Below are 19948 nucleotides of genomic sequence, written 5' to 3' on the forward strand. Positions count from 1 at the left end.
ATATAAGTTTGCCGCAGGGAAGCGGTTGAGAGGCATAACTCGAGGGAATATCCCGGGGCCCGGCCCATTACTATGGCGCATGAAAAAGGTTTTATAGGCCTTTTTACATAAAATCGAGTGGTGATTGCGATGCAAATAGTAGAACTCAACCTCAAACTGCCCTACGAGGGCAGGGGAAAGATCTTAACGCCCCTGCTTGAGAAGGTCAGGGGCAGGATAAGGGACATCCACTTCTCCCCGCCAAACGTCCAAGGTGTTACCGAGGTCAGGATGGAGGTCGCCTCCGACGACCCCGCAGGCCTGATGGAAGAACTAAGGAGGATCATCAAGGGCGGAAAGCTGGACGTTAAGGTACTTACCGAGGCCTGACTAGCTTTTTATCCCCCTATTGAGCTCTTCAAGCTTTTCTCTGGCCTTTTCCAGTGAACCGGCCTTCTCTATTGCAGTCCCCGTAACGACTATGTCGGCGCCGGCTTCCACGGCTTGTCTTGCCTGCTCCCCCGTTCTTATACCCCCGCCAACAATGAGAGGAACGTCTATGACCCTTCTTACGAGCGCTATCATCTCGGGAGGAACCGGCTTTTCTGCCCCGCTGCCAGCTTCAAGGTAGACGAGTCTCATTCCCAGATACTGGCCGGCTAAGGCGTAGGCAGCCGCTATCTTCGGCTTGTGCCTTGGGATTGGCTTGGCATCGCCGACCCAGCCGACGGTTTCGCCGGGTTCGATTATGAGATATGCCATCGGGATGGGCTCTAGGTTATAGCGCTTCACCTGGAAAGCGCCCAATGCCTGAGCTCCGGTGATGAAGAAGGGATTTCTTGAGTTGAGGAGGCTCATGAAGAATATGGCATCGGCGTACCTGCTTATCCCTCCGTGGGAACCCGGGAAGAGTATCGTTGGCAGGGAGGAGGATTCCTTTATGGCCTTCACGACGCCGTCGAGTACATCCCCCTCTGCTCCGGTGGAGCCACCGACCATTATAGCGTCAACGCCTATTTCCTCGCTCATCTCCGCTATCTTTCCGGCCGTTTCTGGAGGGACATCGTCAGGGTCGAGCAGGACGAAGTGGAGCTTTTCTTTTTTGAGCCTCTCGTGGATGTAAGATTCGACCTTTCCAATCTCGGGCATTCTTACACCCCCACAAATGCCTCTATTTCACTTTCATCGGTGGATTCATCTATCAGAAGGCATTCGACGTTTTCCTTGCGGGCATGATTGCAGAGTGATTTATCCCGGGTTATCAGTTTATATCCCAAGTTCTTTGCCAGTGCGAGAAAGTACGTATCAAACCCGGAGGGAGAGACCTCGGAGGCAATTTTCTTGGCAAGTTTATATACAACCTCCTCCGGAACAATCTCTGCGGAATTTTCTAAGGCATTTCCAAGGCGAATTGCCAGTTTGCTGTCTCCGCTTATTCTCTTCGTAACACTGATTACTTCTACCACCGCTACTTTAGGTACGGCCACGTTTCTCTTGAGGGCCAGTCTAAGTGCAAGTCTGCATTTGGAGAGCACATCCTTTGAACGTCTGAGTTGAGGATAATCCGAGCCGTAAAAGAAAGCCCCAACGATTACGTTGGTATCAATAACGAACCCTCTTTCGTCCTCTAACATCTTCAAACACTTCCTCCAAGTTGGCGTTGACTTTTATGCCATCAATCTCTTCCATGAGATCCAGTAGGGTCTCACCGATGATAACCTTTACCTTCGTGCCCCTTGGAAGTTTAACTTTTCTCAAGGGCCTGAACGTTTCCCCATCGTAGATGGCCTCAACCACGGTTCCCATATTCTCACCTTACCTATCTATCTCCTCCGCTCTTTTAACGGTTTTCCAGCGTAGGCCAAGGTTTTCAAGCAGATCCACAAGAACTGTATCGGGCTCTTTCTCAAACCTGTAGAGGTTCGTGCTAACCTTGACGTCGCCGGCACCGAAGCCCTCGACGGGCTCGCCGTGCCTTGCCACTTCCAGCGACAGCTTCTCCTCGAGCCTTTCGTCGCTGGGAATCAGGTAGGCCCTCAAAAGCTCGGCCTCCTTCAGGAGGTAGTCGATGTGCCAGTGGAGCCTCTTTTCCCTTGAGAAGTGCCGTTTAACCCGCTTTTCGAGGGAGTTCATGGCGGAGCCTACGTAGACGTAGTAGCCCTTCCTCAGCGAAAAGGTTCTAGCCTTCGTCCTTATCGTCTTATCCTCTCCAAGGAATATCACGAGGAAGTAGGAGCCTTTCATGTGAGCAGGTTTCACCCACCATTTATAAACCCTCGACCCGAGGGGGATACGGTGTGAACGATGGACGAGAAGAAAAAGAAAAGCCCTGCAGATGACTTCGCCTGGCAGGAGTACGATAAAGAGGAGTTTGAGAGAACCTTCCCCGCCCTGGCCAGAGAGCTGGAGGACGAACCCGAACTCAGGATAACCGCCTATCGCACCTCGGAGAAAGAGGCCCTTGAAGATGAAGAACTCGGACTCCAGGACTTCTCTGGCTACAACCCGACGATAATAGACTTCCTGAGGAGATGCGAGACCGACGAGGAGGCCCTTGAGATAATCAACTGGATGGAAGCGAGAGGGGAGATAACGCCGGAGATGGCGAAAGACCTCAGGATCACGCTGACGAAGAGGGGGGTTAGGGCCTTCGGGCCAAAGAAGGAGTGGGGCTGGTACGAGAGGCACGGGAGGCACTGACCATTAAGATACTCATCGAAAAGTTAATATCCCTCTTTTGCCATCCCCCCATCGGTGAGACCATGAACTTTGACCCGGTTTCTGAGGCCAGGGGGATTGAGAAGGAAATAATAGCCTGGCGCAGGGACTTCCACATGCACCCCGAGCTCGGCTACGAGGAGGAGAGGACATCGAGGATAGTTGAGGAGCACCTGCGCGAGTGGGGCTACTCGATCAAGCGCATTGGAACGGGGATTATAGCGGACATCGGAAAAGGCAAGAGAACGATAGCCTTAAGAGCGGACATGGACGCCCTGCCAGTCCAGGAGGAGAACGACGTTCCATACAAGTCTAAAATCCCGGGCAAGATGCACGCCTGCGGCCACGACGCCCACACGGCAATGCTCCTGGGTGCGGCAAAGATAATAGCCGCCCATAGAGATGAGCTCAACGGAAAGGTAAGACTTATCTTCCAGCCGGCCGAGGAGGGCGGCAACGGAGCGGTCAAGATGATCGAAGGCGGTGCTCTAGAAGGCGTCAGCGCCATATTCGGCTTCCACGTCTGGATGGATCTGCCGAGTGGACTTATAGGAATCAGAGACGGCCCCTTCCTGGCCGGAGCCGGAATATTCGGCGGAAAGATAATCGGAAAGGGCGGCCACGGTGCCTCACCTCACGAGACCGTTGACCCGATCCCGATAGCGGCCGAGGCCATCTTGGCCTTCCAGACCATCGTGAGCAGGAACGTCCCGCCGATAGAGACCGGCGTTGTGAGCGTCACAAGTGTGCACGGCGGAACGGCATTCAACGTCATCCCGGAGGAGGTCGAGTTTAAAGGCACCTTCCGCTTCTTCAAGCCCGAAATCGGCCAGCTGATCCAGAGGAGGATGCACGAGATTTTGGAAGGTGTAACAAAGGCCCATGGTGCAGGATACGGGCTGAGCATTGAAGAGCTTACACCGCCAACGATAAACTCACCCGAGATGGCCGATTTCGCTAGAAAAGTGGCTGAGAAATACGGTCTCAAGTACGGCGAAGTGCAGCCGACTATGGGGGCGGAAGACTTCGCCTTCTACCTCCAGAAAGTGCCGGGAGCCTTTCTGGCGCTGGGCATAAAGAACGAGGAGAAGGGGATAGTCCACCCGCACCACCACCCGCGCTTCGACGTTGACGAAGACGTCCTCTACCTGGGCACTGCCATGGAGGTCGCTTTGGCCTTCGAGTTCCTCAGGTGAGGGCCTTTCCTATTATCGGCACTCTCCCCTTCTTTTCCGCCCCTAACAACTCAGCCGTCTCCGCATCTAGGACCGTCAAAACTTTCTCAAAGCCGAGCTTATTTGCCCTCCCGACGGCTTTTGGGATGTCATCACTAGACCCCCATAGAAAGAGGGCCACCTTTCCGGGCCTCCCGGGAAGGGACTTCAGAGCGTAGTATGAGCTCCCGGCTTTTCCGGCCTCTATGAGTTCTTGAATTCCGGCGAAGATGTCCCTGAAGCTCGAAAACCACATATCGTAGGAGCTCTGGAAGCGACCTGCGACGAGCTCAAGGGACTTAACGGCCTCCCACGGGAAGAACGGAAGCGACTCAACTTTTCCGCCCACGAACCCCTCAACCGGGATTTCCACGAGCAACCCTTCGTAGAGGATCTCATTGAAGCCCAGCTTTTTGTAAAAGCCCCAGGCTTCTTCATCGGGCTGTGTTGTTATGAACTCGGCCCCCCTTTCCCTCGCGACTTCTTCTACGAACCCGACGAGGGCCCTTCCAACGCCTTGGCCTCGGAAATCGGGATGAACCTCTATGACGTCGAGGTGAGCTATTCTTGTCGTTTTTCCATCCAAAGGTTCCTCCGAGAAAAAGACCTCTGCCTCTCCGACTATTCTTCCGTCGAGTTCTGCAACTACCGGTAGCTGGCCCTCGAGGAGAAGGTTGTTGATGTGGATTGCGAGGGTCTCGACGCTCATCCACGGGCCGCCGCGGAGGTAGCGTTCCCCTACGGAAAGGCCGGAGAGGTCTTCTCCGGTGGTGTGAACGTCAACTATAGCTTTAACGTCGTCAAGTGTCGCCTTCCTGATCTTCATGGCCCTCACCGAGGTAGCCGAACTTCTCCAGGATGTGCATTATCGCCTCGGCGCCGCCGTCACCGTAGGGCTTTTCCGTTACGTAGTCGGCCTTCTCCTTCAAGCCCTCCGGAGCCTGAGCTATGGCAACGCGGTAGCCGACGACGCGGAAGGCGTCCAAATCGTTCTCGCCGTCGCCAACGTGGGCCACTTCGCTCGGCTTTATCCCCAGGTACTCACAGGCCTTCTCTATCCCAGTGCCCTTGTTGATCCATGGCTTCTTGATGTGTATCGCAAAGCCTGAATCGACCGCGGTAAGGTTCAGCCCGAGCTCCTCGATGATTTCCCTTACCGCCTCAACTGGAACCTTTCGCGTTATCACGAGGCCTGCCTTCCTCTCCATCGTCGAGTAGCTCAGCTCCGCCTCAGGATAGCGCTTTTTGAGCTCGCTCCAGAGGATCCACTCCTCATCCATGTCCGTTAGAAAAACACGCTTCCTCATAGTTCCCTCGCCCTTCAGCGAGAGGGCACCACCGTCTTCAGCTATGACAGGCCCGCTCGTGCCTATGAAAACTGCAGCGGCTTCTGCAAACGGAACGGAGTTTCCCGTGACGAGCATAACCGGAAGGCCTAGCCTTTCGGCGAGCCTTATCGCCTTCAGGGCCTCTATGCTGAGCGTTCTGTCCCTGTAGGTTATCGTGCCGTCTATGTCGAGCGAGATTGCCTTAACCTTCATTTTCCCCACCAAGCGGAGAAAAAGGGAGCTAGTATTTAACCTTTCCCGAGAAGGTCGTGAACTCTTTTCCGCTAACCTTCACTTTATATGCTCTCATCTTTCCTTCCAAAAAGGATCTTATGGCTTCCATCATCTTCCCGCGTCTTCTGAGTATTTCCCGGGCTTCCTCGACTTCCACAGCCCTAAATCTCACCTTCGTCCCAGGCCTGCTTTGGGCCAAAAGGTGCAAATCGGCACTTATTACAGTGGCTATCTTCGCGTAGCCGCCGGTTGTCTGGGCGTCCGTCATCATCACTATCGGCCTTCCGTTTGCTGGAACCTGAACGGCTCCAGGCAGGAGAGGTTCGGTTACGATGTCGGCTCCCGCTTTGGAGTGCTCTATTGGTTTTCCGTCGAGGCGGTAACCCATCCTGTCTGATTCCGGTGTTACAGTGTAGGGCTCACTTAGAAACGTCTCGATGCCTTCCTCAGTAAAATGCTCCAGGTTCGGCCCGAGGACGACCCTTATCTCTCTCTCCATGCTTGAATAGTCCGGTCTAAGCTCCCCTGGAAGATAGCGCCCCTCCCTGCCGGTCAAAAGCGCGTAGCCCAGGCTTAACCTATCCCCTGCTTTAAGCGGCCTTCCAAGTCCTGCCCTCGGATAGGTGGAGCAGCTTCCAAGTAGTTTTTCGCACTTTATTCCGCCTGCGAAGGCTATGTACCCGTAGAGGCCGCTCCTCAGCGTTCCCACCTCAAGGACATCGCCTCTCCTGGCCCAATGGCTCGTCCACGGTTCAATGGGAATGCCGTTGAGCGTTAAATCAACGTCCCCGGCCACGGCAAAAACAGCGGAGGCATTGAATTTTATAGCCGGCCCCCTGAGGAGGAACTCCAGCAGGGGAGCATCTCCCGGGTTTCCGACGAGGTAGTTGGCAATCCTTGCGGAATAGTCATCCATGAAGCCGGACACCGGGACGCCGAGCTTTCTGTAGCCGGGCCTTCCAGCATCTTGAATCGTCAGCAACGACGGAACGTGGAGAAGCTCAATCAACGCCTTCACCCCACTCTCTCGTACAGCTCCATAAACTCGTTCTCATCTATTGGCACGAACTTCACCCTATCACCGGGCTGGAGGAGGGTTGGCGGATCTTCTGCCGGGTTGAAGAGCCTGAGCGGTGTTCTTCCAATGAGACGCCAGCCGCCGGGGCTTTCAAGGGGATAAATTCCAGTCTGCTTTCCAGCTATGCCAACCGAACCGGCCGGAACTCTCAGGCGGGGCATCTCTAGACGGGGAGTGGCTATCCCCTTGTCCATCCCGCCAAGGTAAGCAAACCCTGGGAGAAATCCGAGGAAGTAGACGCGGTAGATCGGCCTTGAGTGAATCTCGATGACTTCATCAACGCTCAAACCGTTGTATTCTGCAACGAACTCCAAATCCGGGCCGTATTTGCCACCGTAAACAACGGGAACCTCCACGAGTCTTCCCTCAAAGCGCTCCCGGGTAACCTCGATTCCCCCAATGGCCCGCTTAACGCTCTCGAAGTCCACCAAAGCCGGGTCATAGATCACCGCGAGGGAAGAGTACGCAGGAACAACCTCGACAAGCCATTCAAAGCCTGCTTTTTCTATGGCCCTTGCTAGAGCGTGAACCTTTTCGTTTATTTTCTCGTCAATACTCTCGCCGAAGGAAATCAAAAGTGCAGAATCGCCGAGGGGTTCGATTTTCATGGTCTCACCGGACGATCTCTCTCATCGGAACTATTTTGACGCCTTCTCTTTCAAGGACTTCCCTAACGTGCTTGGCTATCTCAACTGCCTTCGGGTTGTCGCCGTGGACGCAGATTGTATCTACCTTCAGCTCGACCCACTCGCCGTTTATCGCCTTAACCCCGCCGTCCTTGACCATGGAAATTACCCTTTCCGCTATCTCTTCCTTATCGTGTATCACCGCGCCCGGTCTGGAGCGTGGAACGAGCGTTCCGTCGGGATTATAAGCGCGGTCGGCAAAAACCTCGTGGGCAACCCTAACGCCCATCTCCTCCGCTATTTCCGCTGGCTTGGAGCCGGAGAGGGTTACGAAGATAAGGTTCTTATCGAAGTCCGCTATTCCTTCAATTACGGCCCTGGCCAGCTCCTCTTCCTTCACAAGGGCGTTGTAAAGTGCGCCATGTGGCTTTACGTGCTGTAACTCAACTCCTTCTGCCCTCGTGAAGGCATAGAGGGCCCCAATCTGGTAGAGAATATAGTTCCTCGCCTCTTCGCTGGAGAGTTTCATGTACCTCCTCCCGAAGCCGAGCAAATCCGGGTAACCGGGGTGCGCACCAACGGCAACGCCGTTCTCCTTTGCGAGCCTCACGGTTCTCCTCATCACCAGCGGGTCGCCAGCGTGCCAGCCCGTCGCGACGTTCGCCGAGCTTATGAACTTCATTACCTCCTCATCGAGGCCAAGTTTGTACCTCCCAAAGCTCTCGCCGAGGTCGGAGTTTAGGTCGACCTTCATATCACCACCGCTCTCCTTTCGACGGAAATCTAAAAAAGGGTTTCTCCAAGTTGGGGCCATGAGGGAGGAAGAAAAGGTTCAGGTAATCGACGCTGCGATATTCATACAGGGTGTCGATGTTGAGGGCGTAACTACGCCTAAGGTCGTCGAGGAAGTGAAGGACCCCGAGTCGAGGCTGTTCTTGGAAGGTTTGATCAGCGCGGGGAAGGTTAAGGTTTTAGCCCCGTCGCGGGAGAGCATCGAGGCCGTTAAAAATGCCGCGAGGAGAACGGGCGAGCTTAACGAGCTGAGCGAGGCAGACCTGGAGGTTCTCGCGCTGACATACGAGCTCAAAGGAATCCTCCTCACCGACGACTACAACCTCCAGAATATAGCGAAAACAATTGGGATAGAGTTCAGAACACTAAAGCGGGGCATAAAAAGGGTAATCCGCTGGAACTACGTTTGCATAGGCTGTGGGAAGCGCTTCAAAGAAATGCCCCCCGAAGGAATATGCCCCGACTGCGGAAGCCCGGTGAGATTAATCCCAAGGAAGAGAAAAAAGCGGAAAAGAAATCACGGATAGATGTCCACCACTATTCTGTCCGGATTCGAGAGCGTGAAGTCGCTGTAAGGCCTGTAGGGACTGCTAAGCTCGACGACGATTAAGACAACGCTCCCGCTCTGGGTGGCGTAGATTACCGGAGCCGTGCCCGAGCCGGTGTAGGTGTAGTACCAGCCGTTGTAAACCGGCCAGCCGAGGTCGGCAAGCTGGGCGTTGTCCACCTGAATAACCAGATGGTAGCCGTTGGAGTAGGCGGTGTAGTAGACGTGGTAGCTGGCCTTCTCGCTCATGTCAAGGACCACCCTGAAATAGCTCCTGTGGTCGGCGAACCTTATGCCCATTACAGTCGGAACCGGGTCGTGAACTGGAACGCCGAAGTACCTCTGAATGCCGTGGAGAATAGCGTAAGCATAGCGCCACTGGTAGGACTCGTCGCTTATCACACTCGCGTCGTAGGAGTTCGTTACGAAGCCCGTCTCGATTAGTATGGCGGGCATTCTGGTGTACCTGAGAACGTAGAAGCCAGCCTCTTTGACACCGCGGTTCTTGAGCGTGATTAGCTTTGCGATCTCCTGATCCACGTAGGTGGCCAGAACGTTGCCCCAGTAGGAGCCGTAGTAATGGTAAACCTCGAAGCCACTTGCCGAACTCGGTCCGGAGTTCGCGTGTATGCTGATGAAGATATCACAGTTGTTTGAGTTGGCCATCTGGACCCTGCCGGAGAGGGTAACGAAGTAGTCCCCGTCTCTGGTGAGAACAACGTTTGCCCCGTCCATCTCAAGGACTTTTGCAACTTTAAGCGCTATCGCGAGGTTTACGTCCTTCTCAACTACGTATCCAACCGCTCCGGGGTCTTTTCCGCCGTGGCCTGCATCGATGCAGATTGTATAACCACTTAGGTTGTAGGTACTGGCTCCGGCTGTTGGCGTCAATAATAGGGCACCGAGGAATAGAACTGCAACAAACAGTGCCTTTAATTTCATCGCAACCACCTCCAGGGCATTAATGGACACTACTCAAAAAGCCCGTTATAAAGCTTGTGCGAATAATCTTGTGCAGCTGAACCCTGGATTATCCTGTACACGGACCGAATGAACTTGTTTTTGAATAAGAACACCGTAACTCAGAGCCTAAGGTAGGGAATCACCTCGTCGTAAGCCTCACTCCAGTCAACAATGCCTACCCTTCTCTTAACGCCCTTATTAATTAGCTCGAGGATTTCGTCAACGACTTCCTCCGGCGTCTTTCCCGTCGTGTCGACCTCTATAACGTTCTCGTTCTCCTCGAGGGCCTCGACAAGGATTACATCAACGAGCTCGGCCTCAACATTCTCCCCAATTTTCTCCTTTGAATAACCTCTGGCCTTCAACCTCTCGCCTACAAGCTTTGGATGGGCGCGCAAAACTATAACCAGATCGGCCCTGAGGAAATGGCTTAGATGACTGTCAACGACGACGTTTTTCCCTGCAAAGTCCCGCTCGAAGTTATGCGCTAGCTCGTCAACGTCCAGCTCCAGCTCGTCGCCTTTCATCTCTCCGAGGTTCTTCTCAAGGGCGTAGTCTCTAAGGTTCACGTAGCTGTATCTCAGCCTCTCCGCGAGGAGCTTTGAGACCGTTGTCTTTCCCACCCCGGGTGTTCCGGTTACGGCTATTATCATCCCGACCACCTCTTTTCACGCCCCGGACGGGCTCGGCGCTCATAGGGTACGTCATCGCCCTTGCTCAGCCCGTCTTGGAATCGTCACGGCCCGCCCGGGACGGCGTCAGATAGCGTTGCTCTTCACCGATCCGCGCAATTCGCTGTCATCATCCGCGGTTTAGCCTTGTAGATAGTAGGATATAAGCTTTCTCAGCTCAATGTTCCTCTCCGGTCTGAGCCTCAAGAAGCGCCTGAGCTGACTGTTCTCCGCCACTAGGCCGGAAAGCTCTATAGCCAGAACCTTGTTGTCCTCGCTCAGCCCGTAGGCCTTGAAGCGGAGCGGCGCGTACTCCCTTTCAAGCTTCCAGGTCTTCTCCTCGAGCTCTTTGACCTTCCTCTCCAGCTCCTCAAGGTCTCCCGAAGGTTCTCTAAACTCGCCGGTGAGGGCTATCTCGATTACCCTCTCGACCGGAACGCCGTACCTCTCACTCAGTCTCTCGATTTCTCCCGCGAGTTCATCGTCCAGCTCGACTTCAATCTTTCCAAAGCCCCTTTCGGGTCTGATGATGAGCTTCATTTCGTTCACACTCCATGAACGACTCGTTCACGATCCGTGAACTTTCTCCAGCCCACTTCTCTTCTCCTCGAACTTCGCCCTCAGCTCTGCGTTCTCCTTCCTGAGCCTGTCGCGTTCCACCATCATCAGCTCCTTGTCCCTTAGGGCTTTCTCATAGAACTCCCTAAGCTCTTCGATTTCGCCCTCCATCTCGCGGAGCTTTTCCTCGAGTTTCTCCACCTTTTCCCGGAGGAACTCCTCCCGCTCGGCGGTGAGGGTTTCCTCTACCTCTGGCAGGTTTTCCCTAAGTATCTCCCTTACATCCCGCCCCTTTAGGGCTTTGAACCTCTCGCGGGGAAGAATGACTTCTATCTTCATAACTCTTCACTCATGGCAATCCATTCGAGGAATTCTTCGGGGCTCAGAACCATTATCTGCCCATCCGCCTTCTTTCTAAAGTCTTCGTCTCGCGTTATCAGGACATCACACCCCGATGCCAGTGCAGATGCCAGAGCCACAGAATCGTAGGGGTCAGTGCCGAGTTTCAACTGAAAGGAGAATGCATCAATCAAGGCCAGTTCATTGGGGATGTAAACCTCAATACCAACGTCTTCAATCTCTTTGACTCTTTCCGGGTTTAACTTGTTTCTTTTGAACACGTGGGCGCTTTCCATCAGCGTGAATATCGAAACGAGGCCCTCAATCTTTCCGTTCTCGATAAGTTTCAAAATCTGAAGTGGGGCTTTCCAAAGCTCATCTCCGGTTTTGGGATCCTCTTCTTTGAACCAGACGCTCAAGAGGACGTTTGTGTCGAGATAAACCCTAATCATACTCCTCCTCCCTCATCCTTCTAAGCAGTTCTACACTGCTCATTCCCCTGGGGAGCTTTCCTTCCAGTATGCCGAGCATCTTTTCGGAGGATCCCTTTTTACCCCCTCTCTTGGACCGGATCTCCATCAGCACGGAGAGGGTTTTCATATCGATGAGCATTCCATCACCCGGAACTTTTTCGCGGGTTTTGTATTTTAAGTTTCCTCTCCAGCTCCGTCTTCCTGTCGTAGCAGGTCACGTAAAAGGCCAGCAAACCCTTCCATCTTCCGTAGGGATCAATTATCTCCCGCACGTCCTTCTCCCTTACTTCCTTCACGCTTTTCCCGAAAATTTTTGCTATTCCGCGCCTCAGTCCGAGGTCTCCTGTGGGATAAACGTTCTTCCTCAGGCCGTAGGCAAGGAAAAGCTCCGCCGTCCACTTCCCTATCCCGCGGAACCGGGTCAGGTACTTTATGGCCTCCTCAACGCCCCAGTCCCACAGGTCGAGGTTGAGCTCACCCTCAAGGTACAGGCTGGTGATGTTCTTTATGTAATCAGCCCGGTAGCCGAGCTTTGCGGATTTCAGTTCTTCTTTGCTCAGTTGAGCCACCTCTTCTGGGGTTGGGAATGTATAGATACCCCCAACCCGTTTACCGGCGAGCCTCACGAGGTTTTCAATCGTCCTCTGGGCGAAGTCAAAGCTCACCTGCTGCTGCGCTATGACCTCAACCAGAGCCTGGTACGGGCTCGGGGCGGCTGGGACTGTGAGACCGTAGAACTCATCGATTAAGAATGCGAAGGGCGAGTCGCTTATCTCCGAGTAGAAAGAATCTAAATCCGTTTCGAGGCCGAGGATGAATGAGAGCTTCTCTCTGGCCTCCTTTTTCTCTCGCCTTGACCACGAATCCGGAAAGAAGAAGTCCTCCCCGTCGTAACCCACTATGCCGTTCCGGAACGCCTGGTAGAATACACCATCCTCGAACTTCCAGGTGCCGTTGTGTATCATCTCGTGGGCGATTTTGTTGAGGTCAATCGTTCCCACTCCCATCCCTCCATCCCAAAACCCTCGACTGGTAGTGGCTCTTCGGGAAGATCTCAAGCGGATCGACCCCATTCTCACGGAGAAGGTGCCTCAGCTCGACCTCGTAGTCTGCCTTCTGGAGTTCTTCGCTCTCCCTGATTTCAACGACGAAGAGCCTCTCGGTCAGCTCTCTTATCGTCTTGTAGCCGAGGCCGAGGAGGGGTCTTATGTATGCAACGTTAAAGCGATCCTCCAGCGAGCGGGCCTTTGGCAGATCGAGGAAGGGAACGCGGTCGTCCCTCCTGGTTCCGTCGCTTACTCTCTCAACTTCCGGGAGAGAAGCGAGCGCCTCCAAGGCCCTCTCGTGAATGAACTGGATGGCGTTGTTGGGATGGCCGTCTTTTATCGCCATATCTGCGGCTCTCCCCAGAACCTCCTGTGGTAGGTATAACACCCTGTGCTCGAAGCCTAGCCTTTCCGCGGTCTCCCTCGCGAAGCGCCAGTTGTCCAGAAGGCCAAAGCTCACCGTCACCAGCTCGACATCGTAGCCGAGCCTCGTTAGTATCCACGCGGCCAAGCTGGAGTCCTTGCCTCCGGAGTAGAGGTGATGGACGAGCATTCTACCACCGGCTAGGGTTTGGTTCTGGCCTCTTAAACTCTTTCCCGCGAAAGTATTATTAGGTCAAGATGTGTAATACCTAAACGGTGAGTGTAATGCCGATAGTGACAAAGAAATACCAGGTAACGATCCCGAAAGAAGTTCGAAAAGCCCTTGGGATTAAGGCGGGGGACGAAGTGGTTTTTGTGCGCCAAGGGAATTCGTATGTTCTGATGAAGTTCGAGGATCTCCTCCGGGAGTTCACGGAGATCATGAGAGATATCGATGAGACCGTCGAGGAAACGAGACGGGGCCTAGCTAGGGGCATTGAGAGGACTCTAAAAGAGCTGGAGGGAGAAAAGTGAAAGTTGTACTTGACACTAGCGTTTTCAATGACAGAAGGTTTCTTGAGTGGCTTATGGATTCTCCGTTTCAACCCGTGACGAGTTCAGTGGTCTATATGGAGGTTCTCTACAGATACGCGCGGAGAAAAGGGTTACTCGAGGCTAAGAGCAAATTGAAGGCAGTATTCGGATCGATTTCCATAGAGGTCATGGATTTTGATGAAGAATCAGCTGAGATAGTTGTCCAAAGCGTCCTCGGCCGCTGGGACTTCTCTAAGAACGCGAGGGACTACATGATAGGCTCGCTTGCTTTGAAACTGAACGCCCCACTGGTCACGAACAACAAGAGGCACTTCGACTGGCTTCCCGAGGTTTACACTCCGGGGGAATTTATGGAGAAGTTCGGGGTCTAGCTGAGCCTCCAACACCTTTAAAAGGCCAACCTTTATAAGGCCTTCAGCAAACCGCGAGAGGCTTAGAGGTGAGAGGTATGGAGAAACGCTTATCCGGAAAGGTGAGAAGGGCCATTCGCGCGAGATACTACGACATTCCCCCGCGAGCGTGGATAGGGAAGAGGGGATTGGAAGAGGGCGTCATCGAGGAGATAAAGGCCCAGCTCGAGAAGGACGGGATCCTTAAGGTTGAAATAAGGAAGGGGGCCCTCATAAGCACTGGGCTCGATAGGACCGCTCTCGCGAGGAGGGTGGCTGAGCTCACGGACAGCGAGCTCATAGACGTGCGCGGCAAAAGGTTTATATTGTTCAGGCCGAGGGAAGGCTGGGAAAAGTATTTAAGGAAGCTCCAGAGAAAGGAGCTTTCGAAGGAAAAGCGGGAGGAGAAGCCCGTTAAGAAAGTCAAGCTCGATATCGCTGGATTCCGGAAGAAATTCAGGAAAGGGAGGGATTGAAGGATGGCTACGGTTTATGACGTTCCCGGTGATTTGCTCGTTGAGAGGGTCGCCCAGAAGCTCAAAGAGGTTGAGGAGATAAAGCCGCCCGAGTGGGCCAAGTTCGTCAAGACCGGCAGGCACAAGGAGAGGCTTCCGGAGCAGGAGGACTGGTGGTACTACCGCGTCGCCAGCGTCTTCAGGAAGGTCTACATCGACGGGCCGGTCGGAATCGAAAGGCTCCGCACATGGTACGGCGGCAGGAAGAACCGCGGACACGCCCCCGAGCACTTCTACAAGGCCGGCGGGAGCATAATCAGGAAGGCCCTCCAGCAGCTCGAGCAGGCAGGCTTCGTCCAGAAGGTTCCGGGTGAGGGAAGGGTCGTAACTCCCAAGGGCCAGAGCTTCCTTGATAAGGTTGCGACGGAGCTCAAGAAAGAGCTCGAGGAGCAGATCCCCGAGCTCAAGAAGTACTGAGTTCCTTCACTTTTGTCCTACATGTTTTTGTCCCGAGGATACATTTTTAACTTGGACCCCGAGGTTAGAGTGGGGTGAGACCATGGCCGAGGACATCGAGGAGATCAGGAAGAGAAAGCTCATGGAACTTCAGAAGCGCTATCTTGAGCAGCAGAAGGCTCAGGAGGAGGCAATGAAGCAGGAGATGGAGCTTGAGGCCCAGATAAACGCAATAATGAGGAAGGTTCTCAGTCCCGAGGCGAGGGAGAGGCTCGCCAGGGTGAAGCTTGTACGGCCGGAGCTCGCGAGACAGGTTGAGCTCATACTCGTCCAGCTCTACCAGGCCGGCCAGATAAGGGAGCCCCTGAGCGATGAGAAGCTCAAGAGGATCCTGGCCCAGATAGACGCGAGGACGAGGAGGGAGTTCAGGATCAAGTGGTAGCGGAAGGTGAAGGAATGGACGTCAAGAGGATCATAGAACTCCTCGATTCTAAGGGTGAGGTCAGCCTGGATACCTGGAAGGCCATCTCGGTTAAGAACAATCGCGACGGCACAGTTGACATACTCTACCGGAACCTCCACCTGGGGAGTGAGGACGATCCCGTTTTCCTCTGGATCTACGCCAACGTTGTTGAGGACGACGAGGACGTGAGGGTTCTTGAGAGGATAACCTTCAAGAAAGAAGATGTCGCCTGGATCTTCCGCTACCTTCCGGGTAAGAAGGGTGGGAGGAAAAACCCTGGGGAAGGTTTATAAGGCCTGTTCCGATAGGGCCGCCCGTGGGGGTGTTTGAGTGAGTAAGAAGAGGGTCTGCCCTGTCTGCGGCTCCACTGAATTCATTTACGACCCCAGTAGGGGAGAAGTCGTTTGTAAGGTCTGCGGTTACGTTATCGAAGAGAACGTCGTCGATATGGGGCCGGAGTGGAGGGCGTTTGACGCGAGCCAGAGGGAGAAGAGGGCCCGCGCAGGGGCCCCTGAGAGCATACTCCTCCACGATAAGGGCCTCTCAACCGACATCGGCATCGACCGCTCCCTCACTGGGCTGATGAGGGAGAAGATGTACAGGCTTAGAAAGTGGCAGTCCCGCCTTCGCGTCAGCGATGCCGCCGAGAGGAACCTCGCCTTTGCCCTGAGCGAGCTCGACAGGCTCGCCAGCAACCTCCGCCTTCCGAGGCACGTTGAGGAGGAGGCCGCTCGTCTGTACCGCGAGGCCGTGAGGAAGGGCCTCATACGCGGAAGGTCGATTGAGAGCGTCATAGCCGCGTGTGTTTACGCCGCATGCAGGCTCCTCAAGATACCGAGGACCCTCGACGAGATAGCCGAGGTCTCCCGCGTGGACAAGAAGGAGATCGGTAGGAGCTTCCGCTTCATAGCCAGGCACCTCAACCTCACCCCGAAGAAGCTCTTCGTCAAGCCCACCGACTACGTGAGCAAGTTTGCCGATGAGCTGGGCCTCAGCGAGAGGGTGAGGAGGAAGGCGATAGAGCTCCTTGAAGAGGCCTACAACCGCGGGCTCACCAGTGGAAAGAGTCCTGCCGGCCTCGTCGCGGCGGCACTCTACATAGCCGGTCTGATCGAGGGGGAAAAGCGCACTCAGAGGGAAGTGGCGGAGGTCGCGAGGGTCACCGAGGTGACCGTGAGGAACCGCTACAAAGAGCTGATAGAAAAACTGAACCTGAAGGTTCCGATGGGCTGATCACCCCCCGAACCAGCTCTCCAGCGTCCTCTGTTTCCCAGCCTTCACGGCTTTTTTAAGCCTTTCAAGGCCGTTCTTAACGCGCTCCTCGCTGAAGTCGTGCTCGTCGCACAGGAACTTCAGAATGCCTTCCTCGTCCGGCTCGCGCCATTTCAGCTCGTACTCATCCGTCACTGGGGGATTGAGGAAGAACTCCTTTATCGCGTAGAGGTCAACCTCGCTCTCCCGATTGTACTTCTTGAGGGGGTCTTTGCTCCTCTTGACTATCGTCAGGGCCTTTTTCGGCCCTATACCCTTTACCCCCCCGGGGTTGTAGTCGGTTCCGACTAGAATGGCCATCTCGATGAGCTTCTCCCTGTCTATTCCCAGCTCTTTGAGCACCTCCTCCAGAACCACCAGCTCGGGTTTGACCTCAACGTATACGTTCTTACCCGGTAGCTTTCTCCTCCCGGTTATCGTTAGGTTCCTCACGAGCTTCGGTGCCCCGAAGAGGAGCGAGTCGTAGTCCTGACTGGCGGAGGCGTAGACCTTCCCCTTGGCGGCCATGTAAGCAGCTTGGGCCTCACCCTCGCTCGGCGCCTGAACAACCGGGATCCCCATGAGCTCTAAAAGCTTCTTGGCGTCGTTTATGAGCCCCTCGTTAACGCGCGTTGCCCTCATCGCGTACTTCTTCGCCTCCTCCAGATCACCCCTCTCGAGGGCCTCGTGCCACTTCTCCTCTGCCTCCTCCCTGGCTTCTCTCCTCCTCTCTATCTCCCTCCTCTTGAACTCCGGCGGCTTTCCGTCGAAGACGTAGGCCGGTTTCACACCGTTCTCCATGAGGTTGATCGTCCTGTAGAAGAAGCCGCTTAGGTGGGAGGTTATCCTGCCCTTTGAGTCCATGAGCGGCGTACCGTCGCGCTGCCTTATGGTCGACAGAAACTGGTACATGGCGTTGAAAGCGTCGATGGCAACCTTCCTCCCGTAGAGGTTCTGGAGCTCTATCTCCCTTCTCGGCACAAGATCACCTATCTGTACGCCCATACGCACCACCTGGAAAAAGAGAGGTGATGGGAGTATTTAGGGTTTGCCTCGGCCTACCGGATTGCTCATCACCCCTCAGGGAGGGGAAGGTTCCTCATCGGCCACCTCCAAGGGCTATGACTTTATGGGAAACCCCGTTCGGCCATACTGGGAGGGTCTGCCATCTGGGGTACAGAGTCTCCTAAAAAGTTTTTCGAAAACATGTGGGAAAGCGAAACTACTTCGAGAAAGGCGTTTGGCGATGAAACCGGTTGGGAATTGGCCTTCGGCTGCTTTTAACGACCGTCGATGATATCATCGTCAAAAGGAGAGGGGAAAGGTTTTAACGGCTTTTATCGACGTGAAACTGTGAATCTCATCGAGGTGATAAGAATGGCCGATCCAAGGATTGAGGCACTTTTCAAGCCCAAGAGCGTCGCGGTTATAGGCGCTTCAGGAAAGCCGGGAAAGATAGGGTACGCTGTTATGAAAAACCTGATCGAGTACGGCTACGATGGCAAGATATACGCCGTCAACATTAAGGGCGGCGAGATAGAGATCAGCGGGAGGAGGTTCCCGGTTTACAAGAGCATCCTCGACGTTCCCGACGAGGTCGACATGGCCGTCATAATCGTCCCGGCCAAGTTCGTTCCGCAGGTCGTCGAGGAGGCCGGAAAGAAGGGGGTTAAGGTTCTCCCGATCATAAGTTCCGGCTTCGGCGAACTTGGTCCAGAGGGCAAGAAGGTCGAGGAGCAGCTCGTCGAGACTGCCCGCAAATACGGCATGAGGATCCTCGGCCCGAATATCTTCGGCGTCGTCTACACCCCCACCAAGCTCAACGCCACCTTCGGTCCCACCGACGTTATGCCCGGAAAGCTCGCCCTCATAAGCCAGAGCGGGGCCTTGGGAATAGCCCTAATGGGCTGGACGATCCTTGAGAAGGTGGGCCTCTCAGCTGTTGTCAGCATCGGTAACAAGAGCGACATAGACGACGCTGATCTGCTCGAGTACTTCAAGGAGGACGAGAACACCGGTGCGATACTCATCTACATGGAGGGCGTCAAAGACGGGAGGAAGTTCATGGAGGTCGCGAAGGAGGTCAGCAAGGAGAAGCCGATAATCATCATAAAGGCCGGGAGGAGCGAGCGCGGTGCCAAGGCTGCAGCAAGCCACACCGGTTCACTCGCCGGAAGCGACAAGATATACGAGGCAGCGTTCAAGCAGAGCGGCGTTCTCCGCGCTTTAACCATCGGAGAGGCCTTCGACTGGGCGAGAACGCTGAGCAACCTGCCGGAGCCTGAGGGAGAGAACGTCGTCATCCTCACCAACGGCGGTGGAATAGGCGTCATGGCCACCGACGCGGCAGAGGAGGAGGGGCTCCACCTCTACGACAACCTCGAGGACCTCAAGGTCTTCGCCAACCACATGCCGCCCTTCGGTTCATACAAGAACCCGGTTGACCTCACCGGTATGGCCGGGGCTGAGGCCTACGAGGGTGCCGTTCGCGACGCGCTCGCCAACCCGAACATGCACGCCATAGCGGTGCTCTACTGCCAGACGGCTGTGCTCGACCCGAGGGATCTGGCGAAGATAGTCATCCGCGAGTACAACGAGAGCGGAAGGAAGAAGCCGCTCGTCGTTGCAATCGTCGGTGGAATAGAGGCCAAGGAAGCCATCGACATGCTCAACGAGGAGGGCATTCCTGCTTATCCGGAGCCGGAGAGGGCCATCAAGTCCCTCGCGGCGCTCTACAAGTGGAGCAACTGGAAGAAGAAGCAGAAGAAGTGATACCTCTGGGCATTTTGCCCAAAACCTTTTATACCTTTTCTCCATGGTAATTTTGATGGCCATGAGGAATGCCTTGTACTCACTCGGGGTTTTGCTCTTCGTCCTCGGGATGCTCTTGGTGGTGACGTACAGCCCTGCCAACTGCGGCGGCGTTACGTGCATGCTGCCCCCTCTGGGTCCCCTGTCCACTGGGTTTGGAAAACTGCCGCCTCAGGTTCAGGAAACCGACGGCTCCTTCACCTTCACTGAGAACTACTCGCTAAAGATCAGCTCCTTCGCCCTCGTGGTTGGATCGAAAGAAGGCGTCTCATGGGAAGTGAACGGCAAAACGCTCGTCATACGGAACGGTGGGGAACACAACCTGTCCCTCGTTTACACAAACGGCACTCTCAGAGTCCTTGAAGGTCGGGGCGAAAACCTGAAAGTAGATATCGAGGGGGTTCTATTCGTCAGGGGCCTCACTGTTGAGGAGCTCGAGCTCTACGATGACCCCGGGGCTTACCTCCAGTTCTGGAACTGCAGCCGGAACTTTGAGGAAGTCAAGAGGAGGTGCGAGGAGGGCGGTTCCCCAAGGTACCAGCCCTACGCAGGTCTTGCCCTTATGCTGCTGGGTCTGGCTACCTTCGGGATGGGCATGAGGGCCGGCAAAGGCCTTTAAGGTTCCTTCCATATTTATCC

The 19948-nt window shown here is 54.8% G+C and carries 31 protein-coding genes; 13 read left to right on the forward strand and 18 right to left on the reverse strand.

All coding sequences use genetic code 11. From position 1 onward, the window contains the following. Positions 1-129: 129 nt before the first annotated feature. Positions 130-369, forward strand: coding sequence for a hypothetical protein (locus ACZ5AM_RS04455; protein ID WP_464915965.1), 240 nt, complete (start codon positions 130-132; stop codon positions 367-369). On the opposite strand, the gene ACZ5AM_RS04460 is transcribed toward ACZ5AM_RS04455, so the two are convergent. The 4 genes from ACZ5AM_RS04460 to ACZ5AM_RS04475 are packed head-to-tail and all read right to left on the reverse strand — an operon-like array spanning position 370 to position 2223. After that, positions 370-1128: a phosphoglycerol geranylgeranyltransferase gene (locus tag ACZ5AM_RS04460; RefSeq protein ID WP_464915667.1), complete on the reverse strand. Its 759-nt coding sequence runs from the start codon at positions 1126-1128 to the stop codon at positions 370-372. It abuts the gene before it with no gap. Positions 1129-1130: 2 nt separating this feature from the next. Beyond that, positions 1131-1613, reverse strand: coding sequence for a type II toxin-antitoxin system VapC family toxin (locus tag ACZ5AM_RS04465; RefSeq protein ID WP_464915668.1), 483 nt, complete (start codon positions 1611-1613; stop codon positions 1131-1133). After that, the gene (locus ACZ5AM_RS04470) at positions 1582-1785 is read right to left on the reverse strand and encodes an antitoxin family protein (RefSeq protein ID WP_464915669.1); all 204 of its coding nucleotides are present in this window, start codon (positions 1783-1785) and stop codon (positions 1582-1584) included. The genes ACZ5AM_RS04465 and ACZ5AM_RS04470 overlap by 32 nt, the downstream gene beginning before the upstream one ends. Positions 1786-1794: 9 nt before the next feature. After that, positions 1795-2223: a GIY-YIG nuclease family protein gene (locus ACZ5AM_RS04475; protein ID WP_464915670.1), complete on the reverse strand. Its 429-nt coding sequence runs from the start codon at positions 2221-2223 to the stop codon at positions 1795-1797. A gap of 60 nt (positions 2224-2283) precedes the next feature. Here ACZ5AM_RS04475 and ACZ5AM_RS04480 point away from each other — a divergent pair, with 60 nt between their 5' ends. Both ACZ5AM_RS04480 and ACZ5AM_RS04485 read left to right on the forward strand, forming a co-directional pair. Further along, positions 2284-2679 (forward strand): DUF2095 family protein, encoded by a 396-nt coding sequence (locus ACZ5AM_RS04480; RefSeq protein WP_464915671.1) that lies wholly within the window; start codon positions 2284-2286, stop codon positions 2677-2679. 62 nt (positions 2680-2741) lie between these two features. After that, positions 2742-3893 carry a M20 metallopeptidase family protein gene (locus ACZ5AM_RS04485; RefSeq protein WP_464915672.1) on the forward strand — a complete coding sequence of 384 codons (1152 nt, stop codon included), beginning with the start codon at positions 2742-2744 and terminating at the stop codon, positions 3891-3893. Here ACZ5AM_RS04485 and ACZ5AM_RS04490 read toward each other — a convergent pair. Genes ACZ5AM_RS04490 through ACZ5AM_RS04510 form a run of 5 tightly spaced genes read right to left on the reverse strand, consistent with a single transcriptional unit; the run spans position 3886 to position 7931 of the window. Then, positions 3886-4737: a GNAT family N-acetyltransferase gene (locus ACZ5AM_RS04490; protein ID WP_464915673.1), complete on the reverse strand. Its 852-nt coding sequence runs from the start codon at positions 4735-4737 to the stop codon at positions 3886-3888. The two genes, ACZ5AM_RS04485 and ACZ5AM_RS04490, sit on opposite strands and share 8 nt — an antisense overlap. After that, positions 4712-5452, reverse strand: a complete 741-nt coding sequence (locus ACZ5AM_RS04495; RefSeq protein WP_464915966.1) for a phosphoglycolate phosphatase — start codon at positions 5450-5452, stop codon at positions 4712-4714. Before ACZ5AM_RS04495 ends, ACZ5AM_RS04490 begins: the two co-directional genes overlap by 26 nt. Positions 5453-5480: 28 nt before the next feature. Then, positions 5481-6482: a 5-oxoprolinase subunit C family protein gene (locus tag ACZ5AM_RS04500; protein ID WP_464915674.1), complete on the reverse strand. Its 1002-nt coding sequence runs from the start codon at positions 6480-6482 to the stop codon at positions 5481-5483. Positions 6483-6487: 5 nt separating this feature from the next. Further along, on the reverse strand, positions 6488-7159 hold the full coding sequence (gene pxpB / locus ACZ5AM_RS04505; RefSeq protein ID WP_464915675.1) for a 5-oxoprolinase subunit PxpB: 672 nt from the start codon (positions 7157-7159) through the stop codon (positions 6488-6490). A 4-nt stretch (positions 7160-7163) separates the two neighbouring features. Further along, a complete protein-coding gene (locus ACZ5AM_RS04510) occupies positions 7164-7931 on the reverse strand; it encodes a LamB/YcsF family protein (protein WP_464915676.1) in 768 nt (255 codons plus the stop codon). Positions 7932-7989: 58 nt separating this feature from the next. On the opposite strand from ACZ5AM_RS04510, the gene ACZ5AM_RS04515 reads away from it, so the two are divergent. Continuing rightward, positions 7990-8496 carry a type II toxin-antitoxin system VapC family toxin gene (locus ACZ5AM_RS04515; protein WP_464915677.1) on the forward strand — a complete coding sequence of 169 codons (507 nt, stop codon included), beginning with the start codon at positions 7990-7992 and terminating at the stop codon, positions 8494-8496. Here the strand turns inward: ACZ5AM_RS04515 and ACZ5AM_RS04520 are convergent. The 8 genes from ACZ5AM_RS04520 to ACZ5AM_RS04555 all read right to left on the reverse strand — a co-directional run bounded on the left by ACZ5AM_RS04520 (position 8487) and on the right by ACZ5AM_RS04555 (position 13119). Continuing rightward, complete coding sequence (locus ACZ5AM_RS04520; RefSeq protein WP_464915678.1) at positions 8487-9458, reverse strand: N-acetylmuramoyl-L-alanine amidase family protein; 972 nt, start codon at positions 9456-9458, stop codon at positions 8487-8489. The genes ACZ5AM_RS04515 and ACZ5AM_RS04520 overlap by 10 nt on opposite strands. 140 nt (positions 9459-9598) lie before the next feature. Beyond that, entirely contained in the window at positions 9599-10132 is a 534-nt protein-coding gene (locus ACZ5AM_RS04525) for an adenylate kinase family protein (protein ID WP_464915679.1), read from the reverse strand. Between the two features lie 159 nt (positions 10133-10291). Further along, entirely contained in the window at positions 10292-10690 is a 399-nt protein-coding gene (locus ACZ5AM_RS04530; protein ID WP_464915680.1) for a hypothetical protein, read from the reverse strand. 27 nt (positions 10691-10717) lie between these two features. Further along, a complete protein-coding gene (locus tag ACZ5AM_RS04535) occupies positions 10718-11047 on the reverse strand; it encodes a hypothetical protein (protein WP_464915681.1) in 330 nt (109 codons plus the stop codon). Further along, positions 11044-11499 (reverse strand): type II toxin-antitoxin system VapC family toxin, encoded by a 456-nt coding sequence (locus ACZ5AM_RS04540; protein WP_464915682.1) that lies wholly within the window; start codon positions 11497-11499, stop codon positions 11044-11046. The genes ACZ5AM_RS04535 and ACZ5AM_RS04540 overlap by 4 nt, the downstream gene beginning before the upstream one ends. Continuing rightward, positions 11492-11659 carry a hypothetical protein gene (locus ACZ5AM_RS04545; protein ID WP_464915683.1) on the reverse strand — a complete coding sequence of 56 codons (168 nt, stop codon included), beginning with the start codon at positions 11657-11659 and terminating at the stop codon, positions 11492-11494. The genes ACZ5AM_RS04540 and ACZ5AM_RS04545 overlap by 8 nt, the downstream gene beginning before the upstream one ends. A 4-nt stretch (positions 11660-11663) precedes the next feature. Then, entirely contained in the window at positions 11664-12527 is an 864-nt protein-coding gene (locus ACZ5AM_RS04550) for a DNA-3-methyladenine glycosylase family protein (protein ID WP_464915684.1), read from the reverse strand. Continuing rightward, on the reverse strand, positions 12508-13119 hold the full coding sequence (locus ACZ5AM_RS04555; RefSeq protein ID WP_464915685.1) for a DUF7411 family protein: 612 nt from the start codon (positions 13117-13119) through the stop codon (positions 12508-12510). The genes ACZ5AM_RS04550 and ACZ5AM_RS04555 overlap by 20 nt, the downstream gene beginning before the upstream one ends. A gap of 95 nt (positions 13120-13214) precedes the next feature. On the opposite strand from ACZ5AM_RS04555, the gene ACZ5AM_RS04560 reads away from it, so the two are divergent. The 7 genes from ACZ5AM_RS04560 to ACZ5AM_RS04590 all read left to right on the forward strand — a co-directional run bounded on the left by ACZ5AM_RS04560 (position 13215) and on the right by ACZ5AM_RS04590 (position 16480). Beyond that, positions 13215-13463, forward strand: coding sequence for an AbrB/MazE/SpoVT family DNA-binding domain-containing protein (locus ACZ5AM_RS04560; protein WP_464915686.1), 249 nt, complete (start codon positions 13215-13217; stop codon positions 13461-13463). Between the two features lie 53 nt (positions 13464-13516). After that, positions 13517-13855 carry a type II toxin-antitoxin system VapC family toxin gene (locus tag ACZ5AM_RS04565; protein ID WP_464915967.1) on the forward strand — a complete coding sequence of 113 codons (339 nt, stop codon included), beginning with the start codon at positions 13517-13519 and terminating at the stop codon, positions 13853-13855. Positions 13856-13932: 77 nt separating this feature from the next. Next, positions 13933-14349, forward strand: a complete 417-nt coding sequence (locus ACZ5AM_RS04570; protein WP_464915687.1) for a YhbY family RNA-binding protein — start codon at positions 13933-13935, stop codon at positions 14347-14349. Between the two features lie 3 nt (positions 14350-14352). Next, entirely contained in the window at positions 14353-14805 is a 453-nt protein-coding gene (locus ACZ5AM_RS04575; protein ID WP_464915688.1) for a 30S ribosomal protein S19e, read from the forward strand. A gap of 82 nt (positions 14806-14887) precedes the next feature. Beyond that, positions 14888-15226 carry a DNA-binding protein gene (locus ACZ5AM_RS04580; RefSeq protein WP_464915689.1) on the forward strand — a complete coding sequence of 113 codons (339 nt, stop codon included), beginning with the start codon at positions 14888-14890 and terminating at the stop codon, positions 15224-15226. Between the two features lie 14 nt (positions 15227-15240). Further along, on the forward strand, positions 15241-15540 hold the full coding sequence (locus ACZ5AM_RS04585; RefSeq protein ID WP_464915690.1) for a hypothetical protein: 300 nt from the start codon (positions 15241-15243) through the stop codon (positions 15538-15540). Between the two features lie 37 nt (positions 15541-15577). Beyond that, a complete protein-coding gene (locus ACZ5AM_RS04590) occupies positions 15578-16480 on the forward strand; it encodes a transcription initiation factor IIB (protein WP_464915691.1) in 903 nt (300 codons plus the stop codon). Here ACZ5AM_RS04590 and fen read toward each other — a convergent pair whose 3' ends face one another. Further along, positions 16481-17503 (reverse strand): flap endonuclease-1, encoded by a 1023-nt coding sequence (gene fen / locus ACZ5AM_RS04595; protein ID WP_464915968.1) that lies wholly within the window; start codon positions 17501-17503, stop codon positions 16481-16483. It lies immediately after the preceding gene. A gap of 372 nt (positions 17504-17875) precedes the next feature. Here fen and acs point away from each other — a divergent pair, with 372 nt between their 5' ends. Together acs and ACZ5AM_RS04605 are read left to right on the forward strand one after the other, a co-directional pair. Further along, on the forward strand, positions 17876-19270 hold the full coding sequence (acs, locus tag ACZ5AM_RS04600) for an acetate--CoA ligase alpha subunit (RefSeq protein ID WP_464915969.1): 1395 nt from the start codon (positions 17876-17878) through the stop codon (positions 19268-19270). Positions 19271-19325: 55 nt separating this feature from the next. Further along, entirely contained in the window at positions 19326-19928 is a 603-nt protein-coding gene (locus tag ACZ5AM_RS04605; protein ID WP_464915692.1) for a hypothetical protein, read from the forward strand. Positions 19929-19948: the final 20 nt, after the last annotated feature.

It is taken from the genome of Thermococcus fumicolans (assembly GCF_055386755.1).